The sequence below is a fragment of the Cryobacterium sp. PH31-L1 genome (assembly GCF_030063145.1).
Lineage (GTDB): Bacteria > Actinomycetota > Actinomycetes > Actinomycetales > Microbacteriaceae > Cryobacterium.
In genome coordinates, this window is the sequence record NZ_JASISM010000004.1 from 196,830 (window position 1) to 215,597 (window position 18,768).

The following is an 18,768-nucleotide window of genomic DNA, read 5'->3' on the forward strand; positions in this document are numbered from 1 at the left end:
ACCGTGCCGGTTTCAGAGGCCGGCAGCGCGGATCAGGTCGTCGACCTTGTCGAGCCGTTCCCAGGTGAAGTCGGGCAGTTCGCGGCCGAAGTGGCCGTAGGTGGCCGTCTGCGCGTAGATGGGGCGCAGCAGGTCGAGGGAGTGGATGATCGCTGCCGGACGCAGGTCGAACACTTCGCGAATCGCCGCGGTGATGTCTTTGTCGGGCAGCACGCCGGTGCCGAAGGTCTCCACGTACAGACCGACCGGGGAGGCCTTGCCGATCGCGTAGGCGACCTGCACCTCGAGGCGTTCGGCCAGGCCGGCCGCGACGGCGTTCTTGGCGACCCAGCGCATGGCGTAGGCAGCAGAACGGTCGACCTTGGACGGGTCCTTGCCGCTGAACGCGCCACCGCCGTGGCGACTGGATCCGCCGTAAGTGTCGATGATGATCTTGCGCCCGGTGAGGCCGGCGTCGCCCTGGGGCCCACCGATTTCAAAGCGGCCGGTGGGGTTGATGAGCGTTGCCAGCGAGGAGGAGTCAAGATCGATGCGCTCGAGCACCGGGCGGATGACGAGTTCTTCGACCTCGGCGCGCAGCCGCTCCGTGGTCACGGACGGGGCGTGCTGCGTCGATACCACGACGGTTTCGACGGTGCGGGGAATGATTCCGTCGTAGCCGATGGTGACCTGGGTCTTGCCGTCGGGACGCAGGTAGTCGAGTTCGCCGCTCTTGCGCACGAAGGCGAGGCGCTCGGCCAGGCGGTGCGCGATCCAGATCGGGATCGGCATGAGTTCGGGCGTTTCGCGGGTCGCGTACCCGAACATGATGCCCTGGTCGCCCGCGCCCTGCCGGTCGAAGTCGTCGATGCTGGACTGCTCGCGGGTTTCGAAAGCATTGTCGACGCCCTGGGCGATGTCGGGTGACTGGCCGCCGATGGAGATCTCGACGCCGCAGGAACGGCCGTCGAACCAGACGTCGGACGAGTCATAGCCGATGTCGGTGATGCACTTGCGCACGATCGACGGAATCTCAACGTACGCCTCCGTGGTGACTTCGCCGGCTACGTGCACGAGGCCGGTGGTGACGAGGGTCTCAACGGCAACGCGGCTGTGCGGGTCGTCGGTGAGGAGGGCATCGAGGATGCTGTCGGAGATCTGGTCGCAGATCTTGTCAGGGTGACCCTCGGTGACTGATTCCGAAGTGAAGAGGCGAAGATCGCTCATCTGGCCCGTCTCTGTAGAAGTTGAATGCCGGTCGCAGCTGCGGCTAACCGATCAGGTCAAGTATGCAATTGGCCACCGACATCTTGCTGCCGGAGACCTCATTCACTATAACTCCGCGGCGATCGAGCACCGTCACGGTGTTACGTTCCGTGCCGAATCCGGCGTCCTTCCCGACCCGGTTCACGACCAGAAAATCGCAGCCCTTGCGGGTGATTTTGGCGCGACCGAGGGCCAGCAGCCGGTCGGCATCCGTTTCGGTCTCGGCGGCAAAGCCGATGATCAGCTGGCCCGGCCTGCGCTCAGCAGCGAGGTCGGCCAGAATGTCGGGGTTCTTGACCAGCTCCAGCATGAGGGTGTCCCCCACATCTTCCTTTTTGATCTTGCCGACCTGCACGGACCGGGGCCGATAATCGGCGACCGCGGCGGCCATGATGATGACCTCGGCCGTTTCGGCGGCGCGCGTCATGGCCTCGTGCATCTCGAGGGCGCTGCCCACGAGAACGGTCGTGATGCTGGTCGGAACGGGCACCTCGAGGTTGGCGGCGACGAAGGTGACCCGCGCCCCGCGGGCCAGGGCCGCCTGGGCGAGCGCGACGCCCTGCATACCGCTCGAGCGGTTGCCGAGGAACCGCACCGGGTCGAGCGGTTCCCGCGTGCCGCCGGCGCTGATCAGTACTCGGCGACCGGCGAGATCCGGTACAGCGGATGCCGCAGCCTCGCCAGCAGGCGTCGCCCGGTCGAGCACGGCCAACGCCACCGCAACGATGGTGTCCGGCTCTTCCATGCGGCCGGCGCCGGAGTCCGTGCCGGTCAGGCGACCGACGCCGGGGCCCACGATGGTGATGCCGCGCGAGCGCAGCACGGCAATGTTTGCGACGGTGGCGGGATTGTTCCACATCTCGGTGTGCATCGCCGGCGCAATCACGAGCGGCGCGGTGCTGGCCAGAATGGTGTTGCCGAGCAGGTCATCGGCGAGGCCGGCGGCGAGTTTGGCGATGCTGTTGGCCGTTGCCGGGGCGACGACGATGAGGTCGGCGCCCTGGCCGATAGCCACGTGGCGTACCTCGGCGACACCCTCATAGAGGTCGGTGTGCACCGGGTTGCGCGAGATGGCCTCGAGGGTGGGTTTGCCGACGAAGCGCAGTGCCGCCGGGGTGGCGACCACGTGCACCGAGTCGCCGTTCAACACAAAAGCGCGCACGATGTTGACGGCCTTGTACGCTGCGATTCCGCCGGTGATACCGACGACGATCGTGCGAGGTGTCTTCATCCTGCGCGCTAAGGGTATCGAGTATCAGGCCTCGACGATCGGGCGGGAAACGAGCTTGTCGTCGTTGATCTCGCGCAGGGCGACCGAGAGCGGCTTGTCTTCGACGGTCGAGTCGACGAGCGGGCCGACGTTGTCGAACAGGCTGCCTTCGTGCAGGTCGGCGTAGTAGTCGTTGATTTGACGCGCACGCTTGGACGCGAAAATCACGAGGGCGTACTTCGAGTCGACCTTGGAGAGCAGGTCATCGATGGGCGGGTCAATGATGCCAGTGGGCTTGTTCGCCATTGGTGTCACACTCCTAATAGAGCACGGCCTGGGGCCTGTGCGAATCTGTAGTTAAACGAAAATATCTAAATACGTGCCCGGAGACACCTAAGAATTCAGCAGAAACAGGCGCTACGACATGCTGGATGCAGCGCGGATCTCCATCAAGTCTACGACCTCACGGGCGGCGTCGCCGACATCGTGGTTGATCACGCGGTAATCGAACTCGCCCTGGGCCGCCAATTCCAGCTTGGCTGTCTCGAGTCGACGGGCCTGTTCGGCAGCATTTTCGGTGCCGCGGCCGATCAAGCGGCGTACCAGTTCGTCCCAGCTCGGCGGCAGTAGGAACACCAGCAGAGCCTCCGGCATGGCCCGGCGCACGGCGCGAGCACCCTGAAGGTCGATCTCGAGCAGCACGCTGTGACCGGCCGCGATAGCCGCGTCAACCGGGCCACGGGGGGTGCCGTAGCGGTAGGCGTTGTGCACCTTGGCCCACTCGAGCAGTTCGCCGGCCTCGACCATGCGGTCGAATTCGTCGTCCGAGACGAAGTAATAGCTGACCCCCTCGGTCTCCCCCCGGCGCGGTGCGCGCGTCGTCGCCGAGACAGAGAGCAACACGTCGGGGTAATTCTCCCGAATGTAGCCGGCGACGGTGCCCTTGCCGACCGCGGTCGGGCCGGCGAGAACGATCAGTTTGGAGTCGGCTACGCCGTGCCGCAGCGTGGGCCGTTCAGAGAGAAAGTCCCGCAGCCGGTCGCGCTGGTGCCGCCCCAGTCCGCCGAGCCGTTTGGACGGCGAGATTTCGAGGCGGTGAATGATGCGCTGCATCTTGGTTACACCGATGGCCGGAATGCTCACGAGCAGCTCGGTCACTCGCAGCCGTCCCTCGACCCCGATCGGGTCCTTGATCGCGGCGGCGAGCACCTCGAGAGCTGTTCGTGCGCCCGAAGCAACCTCGGCTTTGACCTTGGCGCGGGCTCGCCTGGCAGCGACGGCGGCGCGCGACGCGGCCACCCGGTCGACTTCGGGCGGGATTGGACGGTTTTCAGCCACGAACGGCACCTACTTCGGTTACTCGGCGCTCAATGGCTTCTTCGATCCGGTGGGGTCCGGCCGAGAGCACACTGCGCGATTCACTCACGATAACCCCTCCGGCGTATTCACCGTATATCCCGGGAAGATTTATGATATTGCCTCCCTGGTGTCCAAAACCGGGTGCGAGCACGGGAGTTCGGCATTCGGTCGGCGCCTGCTGCACGTCGATGCCGAAGGCGGCCAGGTCGAGAGTGGCTCCGAGCACGACGCCAATCGACCCGAGACCGGGCGCCAAACCAACGGATGCCGCACTCGCACCGGCATGCGCGTTTCGCGCTCCGACGTCGTCGAGAATGGCCCGGGCCACACTCGATCCGGTATGGGGCCCGTCGGCCACAATGGCCCGCTGGATGTCCGCCGCCTCGGGGTTGGAGGTCGCGGCGAGCAGGAAGACCCCCTTGCCGTTCGCTGCTGCGAGTTCGAGCGGTGCGTTGAGTGATCCGACACCCATGTACGCGGCAAGGGTGAGGGCATCCGCTTCGAGCGGGGACCCGGTCGAGAACCACGCCTGAGCGTAGGCTTCGACGCTCGTGCCGAGATCGCCGCGCTTGGCGTCAGCGATCACGAGCAGGCCGGCCTGACGGGCGTCGGCCAGCACGCGTTCCAGCGCGACAAAGCCGGCCGAACCGAATCGTTCGTAGAAGGCGACCTGCGGTTTGACGATGCCGACCCGCCCGGCCGCGGCGGCGACGACGGCACGACCAAAGGATTCAACGCCGGCGGCAGTGTCGGGCAGGTTCCACTCGCCGAGCAACCAGGAATGCGGATCGATGCCGACGCACAGCTGGCCTTGGTTCGCGAACACGCGCGCAAGCCGGTCGCCGAAGGAAGCGACCGGCGGCGCGGCAGGGCCGCCGGCTACGGCAGTCCCGCCGTTCACAGCAGTGCCGTACGGGCCGTGGCGTATTCCTGGAGCGAGGTCACCTCGAACCCGTCGCGAATCGAGTCGATCGAGGCTACTGCGGCGCTGAGTTCGGCGATCGTGGTGAACAGCGGCAGGTCGCCGGCCACTGCGGCGGCACGAATCTCGTAACCGTCGGCCCGGGCCGTGCTGCCGCCGGGAGTGTTGATGACGATTTGGATCTCTTCGCGGCGAATGAGCTCGACGATGGAGACATCGTCCTCCCCCGCCTTCTCACTGAACTTGGTCACGACGCGGGCGTGAATGCCGTTGCGCTGCAGAACCTCGGCGGTGCCGATGGTTGCGGTTATGGTGTAACCGAGCTGCTGCAGGCGCAGCATCGGCAGAATGATCGCGCGCTTGTCGCGGTCGGAGACCGACACGAAGACGGTGCCGGAGAGAGGGATTCCGCCGTAGGCGGCGAGCTGGCTCTTGGCGAAGGCTCGAGGGAAGTCGCGGTCGACGCCCATGACCTCTCCGGTGGAACGCATCTCCGGGCCGAGGATCGAGTCGACCACGAGGCCCTCGGGCGTGCGGAACCGGTTGAACGGGAGCACGGCTTCCTTCACGGCGACCGGCGCTTCGATCGGCACGCGGGAGCCGTCGATGAGGGGCAGCTTGCCCTCCGCCTTCAGCTCGGCGATGGTCGTACCGACCATGATGAGCGCGGCTGCTTTGGCCAGGGTGATGCCGAGTGCCTTTGCGACGAACGGCACCGTGCGTGAGGCGCGCGGGTTGGCTTCGAGAACGTAGAGCACTCCGGCTCCGATGGCGAACTGTACGTTGAGCAGGCCTTTCACGCCGATCCCGCGGGCGATGCCGAGGGTCGCTTCGCGCACCCGGTCGATTTCGGCGCGCCCGAGGGTGACCGGCGGCAGGGTGCAGCTCGAGTCGCCGGAGTGGATGCCGGCCTCTTCGATGTGCTCCATGACGCCGCCGATGTACAGTTCGTGGCCATCGTAGATGGCGTCGACGTCGATCTCGATCGCGTCGTCGAGAAAACGGTCCACCAGAAGCGGATGCCCCGCCCCGATGATTCCCTGCCCGGCCATGCGTTGGAAGTAGTCCGCGAGCGACGGGGAATCGTAGACAATCTCCATGCCGCGTCCGCCGAGCACATAGCTCGGGCGAACGAGCACGGGGTAGCCGATCTCTTCGGCGACCACAACGGCGCCGGCGAAGTCGATTGCCGTTCCGTTGCGCGGGGCGAGCAGGCCGGCGTCGTCGAGGATCTTCGAGAACAGGCCGCGCTCTTCGGCGAGGTCGATCGCGTCGGGGGTGGTGCCGAGAATGGGGATGCCGGCCGCTTCGAGGCCGCGGGCCAGGCTGAGTGCGGTCTGGCCGCCGAGCTGCACGACCACGCCGACGAGTTCGCCGCTCTGGCTCTCGGCGTGGATGACCTCGAGCACGTCTTCGAGGGTGAGCGGCTCGAAGTACAGCCGGTCGCTCGTGTCGTAGTCGGTGGAAACCGTTTCCGGGTTGCAGTTGATCATGATGGTCTCGTAGCCCGCCTCCGAGAGGGCGAAGGAGGCGTGCACGCAGGAGTAGTCGAATTCGACGCCCTGGCCGATTCGGTTCGGTCCGGAGCCGAGGATGACGACCTTGCGGCGGTCGCTGGCGACGACCTCGGTCTCGGTGTCGTAGCTCGAGTAGTGGTACGGCGTGAGTGCCGGGAACTCCCCCGCGCAGGTGTCGACGGTCTTGAACACGGGGCGCACACCGAGAATGTGCCGCACGGTGCGCACATCCGCTTCGCCGAAGCCGCGCAGTTCGCCGATCTGGGCGTCGGAGAAGCCGTGGTCCTTGGCGAGGATCATGACGTCGCGGTCAAGTCGGTCGGCGGCCTTGACCTGCTCGGCGATCTCGTTGATCAGTACGATCTGGTCGATGAACCAGGGGTCGATCTTGGTCGCGGCAAAGACCTGGTCGATTGTCGCGCCGCGGCGCAGGGCCTGCTGCACGGTGACGATGCGGCCGTCAGTGGGAATCTCGGCGGCGGCGAGCAGTTCGTCGACAGAGCGGGCTTCCGCACCCCAGTGAAAGCTCGAGCCGCGCTTTTCGAGCGAGCGCAGGGCCTTCTGCAGAGCGGACGCGAAGCTGCGACCGATGGCCATCGCCTCACCGACCGACTTCATGGTCGTCGTCAGCCGCTGGTCGGCGGCTGGGAACTTCTCGAATGCGAACCGCGGAACCTTCACCACGACGTAGTCGAGCGTGGGCTCGAAGCTCGCCGGGGTGACCCCGGTGATGTCGTTGGGGATCTCGTCGAGGCGGTAGCCGAGGCTAAGCTTCGCGGCGATCTTGGCGATCGGAAAGCCGGTGGCCTTGCTGGCCAGGGCGGACGAACGCGAGACCCTCGGGTTCATCTCGATCACGATGACGCGGCCGTCGACCGGGTTGATCGCGAACTGGATGTTGCAGCCACCGGTGTCGACGCCGACGGCACGGATGATGTCGATCGAGATGTCGCGCAGGTGCTGGAACTCGCGGTCGGTCAGGGTCAGGGCCGGGGCCACGGTGATGGAGTCGCCGGTGTGCACTCCGACCGGGTCGACATTTTCGATGGAGCAGACGACGACGGTGTTGTCGGCCGTGTCGCGCATCATTTCGAGCTCGTATTCTTTCCAGCCGAGGATGGATTCTTCGAGCAGAACCTCGGTGGTCGGGCTGTGGTGCAGGCCGTCGGTGACGATGCGGCGCAGTTCCACCTCGGTGTAGGCGAAGCCGCTTCCGAGGCCGCCCATGGTGAAGGAGGGGCGTACGACGAGCGGGTAGCCGAGGTCGTCGGCGTAGCCGATCGCTTCTTCGACGGTGCGGGCGATGTACGAGCGGGCCACGTCGGCGCCGGCGTCGAGCACGAGCTGCTTGAAGATCATGCGGTCTTCGCCCTTGTTGATGGCGTCGAAGCTCGCGCCGATCAGCTCCACGTTGTACTTCTCAAGGATTCCGCGCTCGTGCAGCTGGATGGCCGCGTTGAGGGCGGTCTGCCCACCCAGGGTGGGCAGAATCGCATCCGGTCGTTCCTTGGCGATGATCGTCTCAAGAATCTCGGCGGTGATCGGTTCGATGTAAGTGGCGTCGGCGAAGTCGGGGTCGGTCATGATGGTGGCCGGGTTCGAGTTGACCAGGATGACGCGTACGCCCTCCTCGCGCAGAACGCGGCAGGCCTGGGTGCCGGAGTAGTCGAACTCGCAGGCCTGGCCGATGACGATCGGGCCGCTGCCGATGACAAGAACGCTGTTGATATCGTCGCGCTTAGGCATTATTTGGTTTCTCCTGCAGTGGCGCTCTGCGCAGCCAGCACAACGTCTCTGAATCGATCGAAAAGGTGGTTGGCGTCGTGCGGGCCAGCGGCGGCCTCCGGGTGGTACTGCACCGAGAAGGCGTTGATGTCGAGGCAGCGGATGCCTTCCACGACCTGGTCGTTGAGGCTGTAGTGGCTCACCTCGACGCGTCCGAAGCCGGCGCGCGAGTCGTGGATGCCCTCGATAGGCATGTCGACGGCGAAACCGTGGTTCTGCGAGGTGATCTCGACCCGCCCGGTGGTCTTGTCGAGCACCGGCTGGTTGATGCCCCGGTGGCCGAACGGCAGCTTGTAGGTGCGAAAACCGAGCGCCCGGCCGAGCAGCTGGTTGCCGAAGCAGATGCCGAAGTAAGGGATGCCCGCGCGCAGTACCTCCTGCAGCAGGGTGACGTGGGCGTCAGAGGCGGCCGGGTCGCCGGGTCCGTTCGAGAAGAACAGGGCTGAGGGCTTCAGCGACAAAACGTGCTCGGCGGTGACCGACTGCGGCAGCACGAGCACTTCGAAGCCCCGCTCGGCCAGGTAGGTGAGCGTGCTGGTCTTCACGCCGAGGTCGAGCACGGCGACGGAGCCGATGCGGTCTCCGACGGCGGGAACGGAGAAGGGTTCGACCGTGGAGACCTCGAGCGACAGGTTGCGGCCGCGCATGGCCGCGCCCGACCGCACCCGTTCGAGCTGTTCACTCTCGGACAGGCCGAACAGATCACCGGAGAAGATTCCACTCTTCATGGCACCGGCGGAGCGGATGTGACGCGTGATCGCCCGGGTGTCGATACCGCTGATCCCGACTACGCCTTGCTCTTCGAGATCATCGTCGAGGGTGCGGGTGGCGCGAAAATTGGAGGCGATTCGCGCGGGTTCCCGCACGATGAAGCCGGCCACCCAGATCTGACGGGACTCCATGTCCTCATCGTTCATGCCGGTGTTACCGATGTGCGGGGCGGTCATGAGCACGATCTGCCCGGCGTAGGAGGGGTCGGTCAGGGTCTCCTGGTAGCCGGTCATACCGGTCGCGAAGACGATCTCGCCGAGGGTTTGCCCCTCGCTGCCGTAGCTGCGGCCGACGAAGCGGCGACCGTCTTCGAGTACGAGTACGGCCGGGCCGGGCTTGTCCGTCACGGAGAAGGTGGAGTTCAGCGGAACGGATGTTGCGGGCTGGCCCGAAACCGACTGCTCGGGGGTTACCTGTTCTGCTGATTCTGTGGAATCTGCCTGGTCTGGTGCGGTGGAGTCGGGCACGTCAGGCCTCACTTTCGTCTTGATGGGCCGGATCTGTGCGCGCGGCGGTAAGGGTTCGGATCGAGTCGACGAGGCGAGCACGATCGTTCGGATCGATGATGCGAAAGAAGCTGTCGACGGCACGGCGGTCATCGGTGCTGGCGGGCGAGTTGAGGCGCCAGCTCAGGCGAACGAGTCCGTCGGTTTCGACGACACGGTCGATGGCGACCCGGGCGGCGCCGACCGCGTCGATGGCGACGGCGGGAACGAACACCGGCTGGTTGCCGTCGAGATCCAGCACGACACCGGTCTCGGACACGGTCAGGGCAGCGCGGGCGCGAAAGCCGAGGCCACGGATGGCGAGGCGCTCGAGCGGTGCGTCGCGGGGCGTGGTCGCCACGTAGTAGGCCTCGGCCCTGGCCAGTTCGACCGCGGTGCTGCCCGGCATCGGGTAGCCGGCGCTGAGCCCGGCATCCCGTTTGCTGCGCTTGCGCCAACTGCGCCACATGAGCACCAGAACGAGGAGCAGAACGAGGCCAGTGATGATGGCGGGGATGGACCTATCCATGAGTGAGCACTCCGCTGGCGTGACCGGCTATCTCCAGGCTGCTGCGCACTTTTCCATCGAGCACCGTGGCGTAGCCGCGGTGGAACGTTGCGCGCACCTCGCCCGGCAGGGCCATCGACAGGTATGGGGAGTTCGTGCTCGTGCCGGCCAGATCGGCGCGGCCGAACACACGGGTGGCCGCAGGGTCGTACAAGGTCAGTTCCGCCGGCGAACCGACCGCGATCGGGTTGCCCTGACCGGTGACGCGCCCGATGTGAGCGGGCGCACGGGAGAGCACGCGTTCGATATCGACCCAGTCGAGCAGCCCGGTCGCGACGACCGCGGCGTGCACGACCGACAGCGCTGATTCCAGCCCAATCATGCCGTTGGCAGCAGCGTCCCACTCGCAATCCTTGCTTTCTGCCGGGTGCGGGGCGTGGTCCGTGGCGACGATATCGATGGTGCCGTCGGCGAGACCGGAGCGCAGGGCTTCGACGTCTTCGCGGCTGCGCAGCGGAGGGTTCACCTTGAAGCGGGCGTCGTAGCCACGCACGAGGTCCTCGGTGAGCAACAGGTGGTGCGGCGTGACCTCAGCCGTCACGTTGATGCCGCGGGCCTTGGCCCAGCGGATCACGTCGACCGAACCGGCCGTGGAGACGTGACAGACGTGCAGGCGCGACCCGACGTGTTCGGCCAGCAGAACGTCACGGGCGATGATCGACTCTTCGGCGACGGCCGGCCACCCGACCAGGCCGAGTTCGCCGGAGAGGGTGCCCTCGTTCATCTGGGCTCTTTCGGTGAGGCGCGGTTCCTGCGAGTGTTGGGCGATGACGCCGTCGAACGCCTTCACGTATTCAAGGGCGCGGCGCATGAGTAGCGGGTCAGAGACGCAGAAGCCGTCGTCGGAGAACACCCGCACCCGGGCACGGCTTGAAGCCATGGCGCCGAGTTCGGCCAGTTGTTTGCCGGCGAGGCCTACGGTGACGGCGCCGATCGGCTGCACGTCGACGTAGCCGGCGCTTTCGCCGAGGGCGAGCACCTGCTCGACCACCCCGGCTGTGTCCTGGGCCGGAAGGGTGTTGGCCATGGCGAACACACTCGTGAAGCCGCCGCGGGCGGCGGCACGGCTGCCGCTCAGCACGGTCTCGCTGTGCTCGTAGCCGGGTTCGCGCAGGTGGGCGTGCAGGTCGACCAGACCGGGGAGGGCGATGAGCCCGTTGGCGTCGATCACGCTCGCGCCGCTCGGGGAGAGGTCGGTCCCCAGCTCGACGATGCGGGCAGCATCAAGACGGATGTCCGAGCGGGTGCCGTCCGGAAGGGCCGCCCCGCGAATCAGCCAGCGCTGTTGCAAACCGTCAATCGACATTCTTTGATTCCTTCCGGTCACCGGATAAGAGCAAGTAGAGTGCGGCCATTCGCACGGAGACACCGTTCGTGACCTGTTCGAGCACGGTGGAGTTAGCGGAGTCGGCCGCGGCCGAGGAGATCTCCAGGCCACGATTCATCGGGCCCGGGTGCATAACAATGCTAGCCGGACCCAGCCGACCGAATCGCGCGTCGTCGAGGCCCCACACCCTCGAATACTCGCGGGTGCTCGGAAAGAAGGCCGCGCTCATCCGTTCGGTCTGGATGCGTAGCATCATGACCACGTCGGGGCCGGCGTCGATCGCGTCGTCGAGGTCGAAGCTGAACCGGGCCGGCCAGAGCGAGGTGTCGCTCGGCAGCAGGGTGGGCGGGGCCACGAAGGTGACCTCGGCGCCGAGGGTGGTCAGCAGCCACAGGTTGGAGCGGGCGACCCGGGAGTGCAGCACGTCGCCGACGATGGTGACCGTGACCCCGTCGAGGCCCTTTCCGCGTGAGGCCGGGCCATGAATGCGGCGTCGAACGGTGAACGCGTCGAGCAGGGCCTGGGTGGGATGCTCGTGGGTGCCGTCGCCGGCGTTGATGATACCGGCGTCGATCCAGCCGCTCGCGGCCAGTACCGCCGGGGCGCCGGATGCCGGGTGACGGATGACGACTCCGTCAGCGCCGATCGCGGCGAGGGTCTGCGCGGTGTCTTTCAGGCTCTCGCCCTTCGACACGCTCGATCCCTTGGCGCTGAAGTTGATCACGTCGGCGCTCAGGCGCTTGGCGGCGGCTTCAAAGGAGATGCGGGTGCGAGTGGAGTCCTCGAAGAACAGGTTGACGACGGTCTTGCCGCGCAGGGTCGGGAGTTTCTTAACCTCCCGCTGGGCGACATCCGCCATGTCTTCGGCAATGTCGAGCAGGTTGATCGCTTCGACCCGAGAAAGGTCCTTGGTAGACAGCAGGTGCCTCATCGGTTGCTCCCGCCGTCGATCGAGACGAATTCGTCGCCGTCGATCTCTTCGAGGTGCACGTTGATGCGCTCGTCGGTGGCCGTCGGCAGGTTGCGACCCACGAAGTCGGCGCGAATCGGCAGCTCGCGGTGGCCACGATCGACGAGAACCGCCAGACGCACGATGGTCGGGCGCCCGTGATCGCCGATCGCGTCGAGGGCGCTGCGGATGGTGCGGCCCGAGTACAGCACATCGTCGACGAGGACGACGGTGGCATCGTTGATGCTGCCGGGCACTTCGGTGCGGGACGGTGTGCGGGTGCGGCCGTGGGCGAGGTCGTCGCGGTAGAGCGTGACATCGAGCGATCCGACCCGCACGGCCGTTGCCGCCGGTTCGATGCTCTGGATGATCTCGGCGATACGGCGGGCAAGGATGACCCCGCGCGTCGGAATTCCGAGAATGACGAGGTTGTCCGGGCCCCGATTGGACTCCAGAATCTCGTGGGAAATTCGAGTCAATGCGCGCGTGATGTCAGCCTGAGTGAGCACAATGTGCGCCAAATGCCGACCTCCTTCCCCGTCTCACAGGACGGATCATTAAAGGATGTCTGAATTGTTCCAGCATAGCCGGTGGCCGGGGCATAAATTCCCGCGCCAGAACCCAAAACCAGCCCTAGACACTTAGTGCTGCTAGGCGTAGTATCCCGAAGTATGAACCGGGAAGCGCTCAAAGGCCACCTCGACCTGCTCGTCTTGTCCGTGCTCGCCGACGGACCGTTGCATGGCTACGCCGTGATCGAGCAGCTGCGCATCCGCAGCCTTGACGTCTTCGATTTGGCCGAGGGCACCGTCTACCCGGTTCTGCATCGCCTCGAACTCGCCGGCCATCTCACCAGCGAGTGGAGTGAGGTCGCCGGTCGGCGACGCCGCTCCTACGTCCTGACCCGTTCCGGGTCGGCGCAGCTCGACCAGCAGCGCGCCACCTGGCAGGTCTTCGCATCCAGCATGAACGCCGTCCTGGTGAGGAAGCCGTGGCCGAATACACCCTGATTCGCGACTATCTGCTCGCCATCGATCTCGGCGTGCAGGGCAGAGCCGACGCCGCCGATCTTCGCGACGAGCTGAGCGACCACCTGCACTCCGCTGTAGATCGACTCTGCGCCGGCGGACTCGACAGCGTCGAGGCCCAGCGCACGGCCCTTCGTAATTTCGGCGAGCCCGCCCTCGTGGCGCAGCTCCTTGCCGCTGTCCCTCCGAAAGGTTCTCCCATGTATACGTTCTTCAACCGCGGGGCGAGCTACTTCGCCTTCGCCGCCGCCGCCCTGTGGGTTCTGGCGGCCGCCGGCTTTCCGTTCCTGCAGGAAGCGCTCTTTCCCGGCGTCACAGAAACGGCCTACGTCACGATGGTGGTGATGCTCGCGTTCGCCGGTCTGCTAGCCGGGCTCACCCTGCTGGCGGTGAATGTGCGGCTGGCCGGCAGTTTCGACTCGGTCACGACCATTGTGGCCGCCCTCATGGTGCTCGCCGTGGCCAGCACAGTGCTGGCCCCGTGGTTTCTGCCGGCCTGGCTGGGCCTGATTCTCGCGGCGACTTCGATCACCCTGAATCGGGCGAAGCCAACCCCGCTGGGGAACGGATCACCGAGCATTCTGCTCGGCACTGTGTGGCCGATCCTGACCATCGTTGTCGTTGTCGCGGCCTTCGTGATCTCGACCGTGAGCGGAGTGTTCACGCCGGAGCTTCAGGACCTGATCCAAGCGATCGCCCTGCCGGCCGTCTGCCTGGTCTATGCCGCTGGCATGGTCACCCTCGGGTTACGCCTGCGCACCGTCTCGGTCAGCCAATCCGATCGCGGGCCGCTTATTCAGGCCTGACCGGCGCTGGTCGCGGGCGCTCGGTTAGAAGGCGCCCGCGACGAAGGCGGAGAATTCGGCCGTGTCGGTGAGGCTGCCGGTGTAGAGCACGCCGTCGACCAGTACGGTCGGGGTGCCGGAGACCGCCGGGATCTCGGCCCCGTCGATCGGCCCAGCGAGGGCAGTCTCGGTGTTCTGCTGCGACCAACCCTCGTAGTCTCCGGATTCGACACAGTCGGCGATGCTGGCGCCGCCGGTCGCAAGGGCGGAAAGCGCGCCGTTGCTGAGCCCGGCCGTCTGTTCAGACGGCTGGTTTGCGAACAGTGACGACAGAAATTCGAGCGTGTGATCGGGGTTCAGGGTGGCCTGGCAGGTCAGCGCCGCGGAGGCACGACTGGAGTAGTTGGTGCCTTCAGACAGGCGGTCGAGGAAGGTGAGCGCATGTACTCGCAGGGTGATGACACCGCTCTCCACACCGGCAGCCAGCAGTTCGCCGTTGGTCGTCTCGAACTGGGCGCAGAATGGGCACATCGGGTCGACGTACTCGTCGACGATGACCGCGCCGGTGCCGAATTCGAGATAGCCGCCATCGAAGTCGGCGGCACCGAGCTGCCCGGTGGGCAGCGGCGCGGTCGATTCCGGGGTCGGCGCGGACGACGGCGACGACGTGGGCGAGCCACCGTCCAAGGAGCTGGAATTGGAATCTATGGCGACCAGAAACGCCCCGATAGCGGAGGCGAAGACGATCAGCAACACCACCAGAACGCTCGTCACGGCGACCATGAAGTATCCGATGATGAGACCGGCCAGGGCGAAGCCACGCCCCAGCTCTCCCCGTGCGCGAATCTGCCCGAGCGCAATGTGTCCCGTGATGATGGCCACAAGGCCGATGAAGAACGACGACACGAACGACACGATGGCCAGGGTGTTGGTCTTCGGTGCACTCACGAACGGCGGGGGCACGAACGGCCCGGCTGGCCCGCCCGGCGGCGGCACAGGTCCGGGTACGGGTTGATATGGATTCGGCGGAAGCTGCTGATCGCGGGGAGCGTCTGGTCCGGTGTTATCCATGTGCGTGTCCTTCGGTGGCTTCGAATCGAACCCGGTAGGAGCCGAGTCTGTCGGGTCGTCAGGCCGACGGGGATCAGGCCGACGGCGCGGTCTGGGCGATCTTGCCGAGCAGTCCGTTCACAAAGCCGGCCGAGTCATCCGTGGAGAGAATCTTGGCGGCTTCGACGGCTTCATCGATGGCGACGGCGTGCGGTACGGCGTCGTTGTACAGAATCTCCCAGATGCCGATGCGCAGAATGGCACGATCGATGTTGGGCATGCGCGCAAGCGACCAGCCCTGCGAGTAGGTCTCGATCAGTTCGTCGATCTCTTCCCGGTGGTCGACGACGCCGTCAACGAGCTCACGGGCGTAGAGCCACGAGGCCAGTCGAGCCGGCTCGCTCGCTGCGCGCTCGGCCTCGGTTGCCAGCGACTCCGGAATGCTGATCTGACGCACATCGGCGGCGTACAGAATGTCGATGGCGCGTTTGCGAGCCTTGGTACGTGCGCTCATTCGTTGACGCGACCGAGGTAGTCGCCGGTGCGGGTGTCGACCTTGACCTTGGTGCCCTGTTCGAGGAACAGCGGAACCTGAATCTGGTAGCCGGTCTCGACGGTGGCGGGCTTGGTGCCGCCGGTCGAGCGGTCGCCCTGCAGGCCCGGCTCGGTGTAGGTGATTTCCAAGGTGACGGATGCCGGCAGCTCGACATACAGTGGATTGCCGTTGTGCAGCGCCACGGTCACCGCCTGGTTTTCGAGCATGAAGTTGCTCGCATCGCCGACAACAGCGGCGGACACGGTGATCTGGTCGTAGTCGGCGACGTCCATGAAGACGTAGGCGTCGCCGTCGTTGTACAGGTACTGAAAGTCGCGGCGATCGACGTTTTCGGTCTCGATCTTGGCGCCGGCGTTGAAGGTGCGGTCAACGGTTTTACCGGAGACGACGTTCTTCATCTTCGTGCGAACGAAGGCGCCACCCTTGCCCGGCTTGACGTGCTGAAACTCGACGACGGCCCAAAGCTGGCCATCCATGTTGAGTACGACGCCGTTTCTGATATCAGCGGTAGAAGCCATGGGAGGGGTGTTCCGTTCAATTGATAAGGTGCGCGGGTGCAAATGGCACCTTCTCGAGTCTACGTGCCTCAGCCTCAGGCTCCAAAGGCAATCCGATGCCGGAGCGTCACGGTGCCGTGACGAAGTCCAGTGCCAGCCGGTAGGAATCGAAGCCGAGACCGGCGATGACACCGGTCGCGATGGCGCTCACCACGCTCGTGTGGCGAAACGTCTCACGAGCGTGCGGGTTGGAGATGTGCACCTCGATCAGCATCAGTCCGGCCTTGGTTACCAGGGCAGCAGCATCCCGCAGCGCATAGCTGTAGTGCGTGAACGCTGCCGGATTCAGGATCACCGGCATCCGCTCGTCGACGGCTTCGTACAGCCAGTGAATGAGTTCTGCCTCATCGTCGGTCTGCCGCAGGTCGATGCTCACGCCTTCGCGAGCGGATGCGACAAGCAGCTCCTGCAGGTCGGCGAGGTTCGCAGACCCGTAGACGTCGGGCTCGCGACTGCCGAGGCGCCCGAGGTTCGGACCGTTCAGAACCAGCACTGTACTCATCCACTCAGCCTAGGGCGTAGGGCTAATGCGAGCGGGCAGCAGGCTCAGGGAGCGAGAACTGCGATGCCGTCATCGTGTGCCACGAACAGGCCGGAGATGCGCATGAGCTTGCCGAACGACTCGGTCAGTTCGATCGCCCAGGCCTGGTCGGGGGCGGTGAGGGCCGCTGAGCCTGGCCGCTCCAAGGTCACGATCAGGCTGCCTCCGGGGGCGTCCCGTGCCACGATCTCGTTGATCCGCACGGCGAAGGGCCGCACGGAGCCCGGTTCCGGACGCACCGGTATTCCGTCGATCGGGATCAGTAGCGAGAGCTGCTGCCCGTGGACGTCGAGCACCATCAGCCAGATCTGCGGCTGGATCGCGTGGCCGATCAGGTCGTAGACCCGATTTCTCGCCTGTTCCAGCGTGAATACGGGCGGGGAGTCTTCAATTTTCATGGACAGTGTCATGTGCCCAGAATAAATCAGAGTCGCCCGGGTGAAAGGTTATCCCCAGAAATTTCCTGAACTCACTCCGCTGTGGATATCTTCCGGCGGCGGCGGTGTTGGCGGCGACGCCCCTGGGCGCCGCGAATAGTGCGGGGATGCCGCGTACTCTGGCCGATCGCCCGGGCGGTGCCCCTAGAATGAAACTCCGACCTGGCCGCGGCCACCGTCGCCCGACCAATGCTGATCGGAAGGCACTTTGATGGGACACGGCTTGAAGAGTACGTCGTCGGTGCCTTCCGGCACCGCACGGGAAAGCCTGGTCGCGCTGGAACGAGCACACGAATCCGCCGTCACAGACCGGGTCTTCCAGACCGGCGTGCGCAAGTTCGTGCAGGATTCCTGGCAACGTTCGCTCTCGCTCAGCCTCGACCCCGGCAGCGTGGCACCCGAGCGGGCGCTGACCGACACAGAATTACGGGACCTCCGCAACCAGCATCCGCTTGCCGCGGTGTTGCCCGTCGTGCACAATCTGCTGATTCGCCACGCCTTCGACGCCGAGTTGTTGGTGGCTATCGGCGATGAGTCGGGTCGCCTGCTGTGGATCGACGGCGACCGGGTGCTGCGCCGCCAGGTCGAGGAGATGCTGTTCGTCGAGGGGGCCGACTGGTCGGAGAAGCGGGTCGGAACGAGCGCGCCGGGTACCGCCCTCGCCCTCGACCGGGGAATTCAGATTCGCCGGGCCGAACACTTCAACGCCCTCGCCCACCCGTGGAGCTGCACCGCGGTACCCATTCACGATCCGGACACCGGCAAGATCCTCGGCGTGATCGACATCACCGGCGGCGACCAGGCCGTCGCGCCCCAAACGCTCCCCCTCGTGGAAGCGGCCGTTGCCGCCATGGAGGCGGAACTACGCATCCAACGCCTCGACGGCCACCGCACGATTGCGTCAGACCGAACGGATGCCCGCGCCCCCCGAGGCTCCAGCATCGCCCTGCTCCCGGCCCCGGGCCGCAACGTGGTGCCCGTGGGGTTCGGCGTGCTGGGCAGCGACTACGGGCACCTCGAGTGCGGTGGAATGGCCATCGATGTAAGCCCGCGCCACGCGGAAATTCTCACCCTGCTCGCCTGGCACCGCGAAGGTCTCTCCGCCGACCGACTGGCCCTTCTGCTGAGCGACCAAACCGGCAACGGTCAGAACAACAGCGTCGATACCCTGCGCGCCGAGATGGTTCGGGTACGCAAGGTCTTGGAGCAGGTCAGTCCGCCGGTCGTGATCGGATCTCGTCCCTACCGACTGCAGTCCCCGCTGGAGCTCGACGCCCAACGGGTGTTGGCATTCCTGGAACGCGGCGCCCACCGGGTGGCCCTCGCCGCCTACCGCGGACCGGTCCTACCCAACTCGCTCTCCCCCGGAATCATTGACATTCGCACGGAGGTCAGCGCCCGGCTGCGCGAGGCGATGCTGACCGATGCCTCGGTCGACCTGCTCCTCGAATATGCCCGGTCGGAGGAAGCGACCTACGATTCCGAGGTCTGGCGGGCCTGCTTGGAGTTGCTCCCGCCTCGCTCCCCCAAACGCGCCACGGTGGTCGCCCGGTTGAAGCGCATCGACGACGAGCTGAGCGCCCGGCGCAATAGTTCGCAACGGTAGCGCAACGAGCGCGCGTTTAGCGTTGAAGGTACGAGTCGCGGCCCGTCACTCTGACGTGCTCACGCGGCCT

General features: G+C 65.9%; 19 protein-coding genes. 3 read left to right on the forward strand and 16 right to left on the reverse strand.

The window, feature by feature from the left end:
- Positions 1-12: 12 nt before the first annotated feature.
- The 11 genes from metK to pyrR all read right to left on the reverse strand — a co-directional run bounded on the left by metK (position 13) and on the right by pyrR (position 12,659).
- Positions 13-1,206, reverse strand: coding sequence for a methionine adenosyltransferase (gene metK, locus QMF22_RS09905; protein WP_283453039.1), 1,194 nt, complete (start codon positions 1,204-1,206; stop codon positions 13-15).
- A gap of 43 nt (positions 1,207-1,249) precedes the next feature.
- Entirely contained in the window at positions 1,250-2,476 is a 1,227-nt protein-coding gene (gene coaBC, locus QMF22_RS09910) for a bifunctional phosphopantothenoylcysteine decarboxylase/phosphopantothenate--cysteine ligase CoaBC (protein ID WP_283453041.1), read from the reverse strand.
- 24 nt (positions 2,477-2,500) lie between these two features.
- Positions 2,501-2,761, reverse strand: a complete 261-nt coding sequence (rpoZ, locus tag QMF22_RS09915; RefSeq protein WP_092107764.1) for a DNA-directed RNA polymerase subunit omega — start codon at positions 2,759-2,761, stop codon at positions 2,501-2,503.
- Between the two features lie 111 nt (positions 2,762-2,872).
- Positions 2,873-3,793 carry a guanylate kinase gene (gene gmk, locus QMF22_RS09920; protein ID WP_283453047.1) on the reverse strand — a complete coding sequence of 307 codons (921 nt, stop codon included), beginning with the start codon at positions 3,791-3,793 and terminating at the stop codon, positions 2,873-2,875.
- Positions 3,786-4,715 carry an orotidine-5'-phosphate decarboxylase gene (pyrF, locus tag QMF22_RS09925; RefSeq protein ID WP_283453049.1) on the reverse strand — a complete coding sequence of 310 codons (930 nt, stop codon included), beginning with the start codon at positions 4,713-4,715 and terminating at the stop codon, positions 3,786-3,788. Before pyrF ends, gmk begins: the two co-directional genes overlap by 8 nt.
- Positions 4,712-7,999 carry a carbamoyl-phosphate synthase large subunit gene (gene carB, locus QMF22_RS09930; RefSeq protein WP_283453051.1) on the reverse strand — a complete coding sequence of 1,096 codons (3,288 nt, stop codon included), beginning with the start codon at positions 7,997-7,999 and terminating at the stop codon, positions 4,712-4,714. The genes pyrF and carB overlap by 4 nt, the downstream gene beginning before the upstream one ends.
- Entirely contained in the window at positions 7,999-9,156 is a 1,158-nt protein-coding gene (carA, locus tag QMF22_RS09935; RefSeq protein WP_283453432.1) for a glutamine-hydrolyzing carbamoyl-phosphate synthase small subunit, read from the reverse strand. The genes carB and carA overlap by 1 nt, the downstream gene beginning before the upstream one ends.
- Positions 9,157-9,277: 121 nt before the next feature.
- Positions 9,278-9,823 (reverse strand): PH-like domain-containing protein, encoded by a 546-nt coding sequence (locus QMF22_RS09940; protein WP_283453054.1) that lies wholly within the window; start codon positions 9,821-9,823, stop codon positions 9,278-9,280.
- Positions 9,816-11,168, reverse strand: a complete 1,353-nt coding sequence (locus QMF22_RS09945; RefSeq protein ID WP_283453056.1) for a dihydroorotase — start codon at positions 11,166-11,168, stop codon at positions 9,816-9,818. The genes QMF22_RS09940 and QMF22_RS09945 overlap by 8 nt, the downstream gene beginning before the upstream one ends.
- On the reverse strand, positions 11,158-12,120 hold the full coding sequence (locus tag QMF22_RS09950; protein ID WP_283453058.1) for an aspartate carbamoyltransferase catalytic subunit: 963 nt from the start codon (positions 12,118-12,120) through the stop codon (positions 11,158-11,160). The genes QMF22_RS09945 and QMF22_RS09950 overlap by 11 nt, the downstream gene beginning before the upstream one ends.
- Positions 12,117-12,659, reverse strand: a complete 543-nt coding sequence (gene pyrR, locus QMF22_RS09955; RefSeq protein WP_283453060.1) for a bifunctional pyr operon transcriptional regulator/uracil phosphoribosyltransferase PyrR — start codon at positions 12,657-12,659, stop codon at positions 12,117-12,119. Before pyrR ends, QMF22_RS09950 begins: the two co-directional genes overlap by 4 nt.
- Positions 12,660-12,809: 150 nt before the next feature.
- Between pyrR and QMF22_RS09960 the strand changes: the two genes are divergently transcribed.
- Together QMF22_RS09960 and QMF22_RS09965 are read left to right on the forward strand one after the other, a co-directional pair.
- The gene (locus tag QMF22_RS09960; RefSeq protein ID WP_283453062.1) at positions 12,810-13,148 is read left to right on the forward strand and encodes a PadR family transcriptional regulator; all 339 of its coding nucleotides are present in this window, start codon (positions 12,810-12,812) and stop codon (positions 13,146-13,148) included.
- Entirely contained in the window at positions 13,130-13,972 is an 843-nt protein-coding gene (locus QMF22_RS09965; RefSeq protein ID WP_283453064.1) for a permease prefix domain 1-containing protein, read from the forward strand. The genes QMF22_RS09960 and QMF22_RS09965 overlap by 19 nt, the downstream gene beginning before the upstream one ends.
- A 24-nt stretch (positions 13,973-13,996) precedes the next feature.
- Here QMF22_RS09965 and QMF22_RS09970 read toward each other — a convergent pair whose 3' ends face one another.
- From QMF22_RS09970 to QMF22_RS09990, 5 genes are all read right to left on the reverse strand, one after another.
- Positions 13,997-15,022 carry a thioredoxin domain-containing protein gene (locus tag QMF22_RS09970; protein WP_283453066.1) on the reverse strand — a complete coding sequence of 342 codons (1,026 nt, stop codon included), beginning with the start codon at positions 15,020-15,022 and terminating at the stop codon, positions 13,997-13,999.
- A gap of 73 nt (positions 15,023-15,095) precedes the next feature.
- Positions 15,096-15,515 carry a transcription antitermination factor NusB gene (nusB, locus tag QMF22_RS09975; protein ID WP_092107754.1) on the reverse strand — a complete coding sequence of 140 codons (420 nt, stop codon included), beginning with the start codon at positions 15,513-15,515 and terminating at the stop codon, positions 15,096-15,098.
- Positions 15,512-16,075: an elongation factor P gene (efp, locus tag QMF22_RS09980; RefSeq protein ID WP_092107753.1), complete on the reverse strand. Its 564-nt coding sequence runs from the start codon at positions 16,073-16,075 to the stop codon at positions 15,512-15,514. Before efp ends, nusB begins: the two co-directional genes overlap by 4 nt.
- A 106-nt stretch (positions 16,076-16,181) precedes the next feature.
- A complete protein-coding gene (locus tag QMF22_RS09985; RefSeq protein ID WP_283453071.1) occupies positions 16,182-16,616 on the reverse strand; it encodes a type II 3-dehydroquinate dehydratase in 435 nt (144 codons plus the stop codon).
- Positions 16,617-16,660: 44 nt separating this feature from the next.
- The gene (locus QMF22_RS09990) at positions 16,661-17,065 is read right to left on the reverse strand and encodes a hypothetical protein (protein ID WP_283453074.1); all 405 of its coding nucleotides are present in this window, start codon (positions 17,063-17,065) and stop codon (positions 16,661-16,663) included.
- Positions 17,066-17,333: 268 nt separating this feature from the next.
- On the opposite strand from QMF22_RS09990, the gene QMF22_RS09995 reads away from it, so the two are divergent.
- Positions 17,334-18,698 (forward strand): helix-turn-helix domain-containing protein, encoded by a 1,365-nt coding sequence (locus QMF22_RS09995; protein WP_283453076.1) that lies wholly within the window; start codon positions 17,334-17,336, stop codon positions 18,696-18,698.
- Positions 18,699-18,768: the final 70 nt, after the last annotated feature.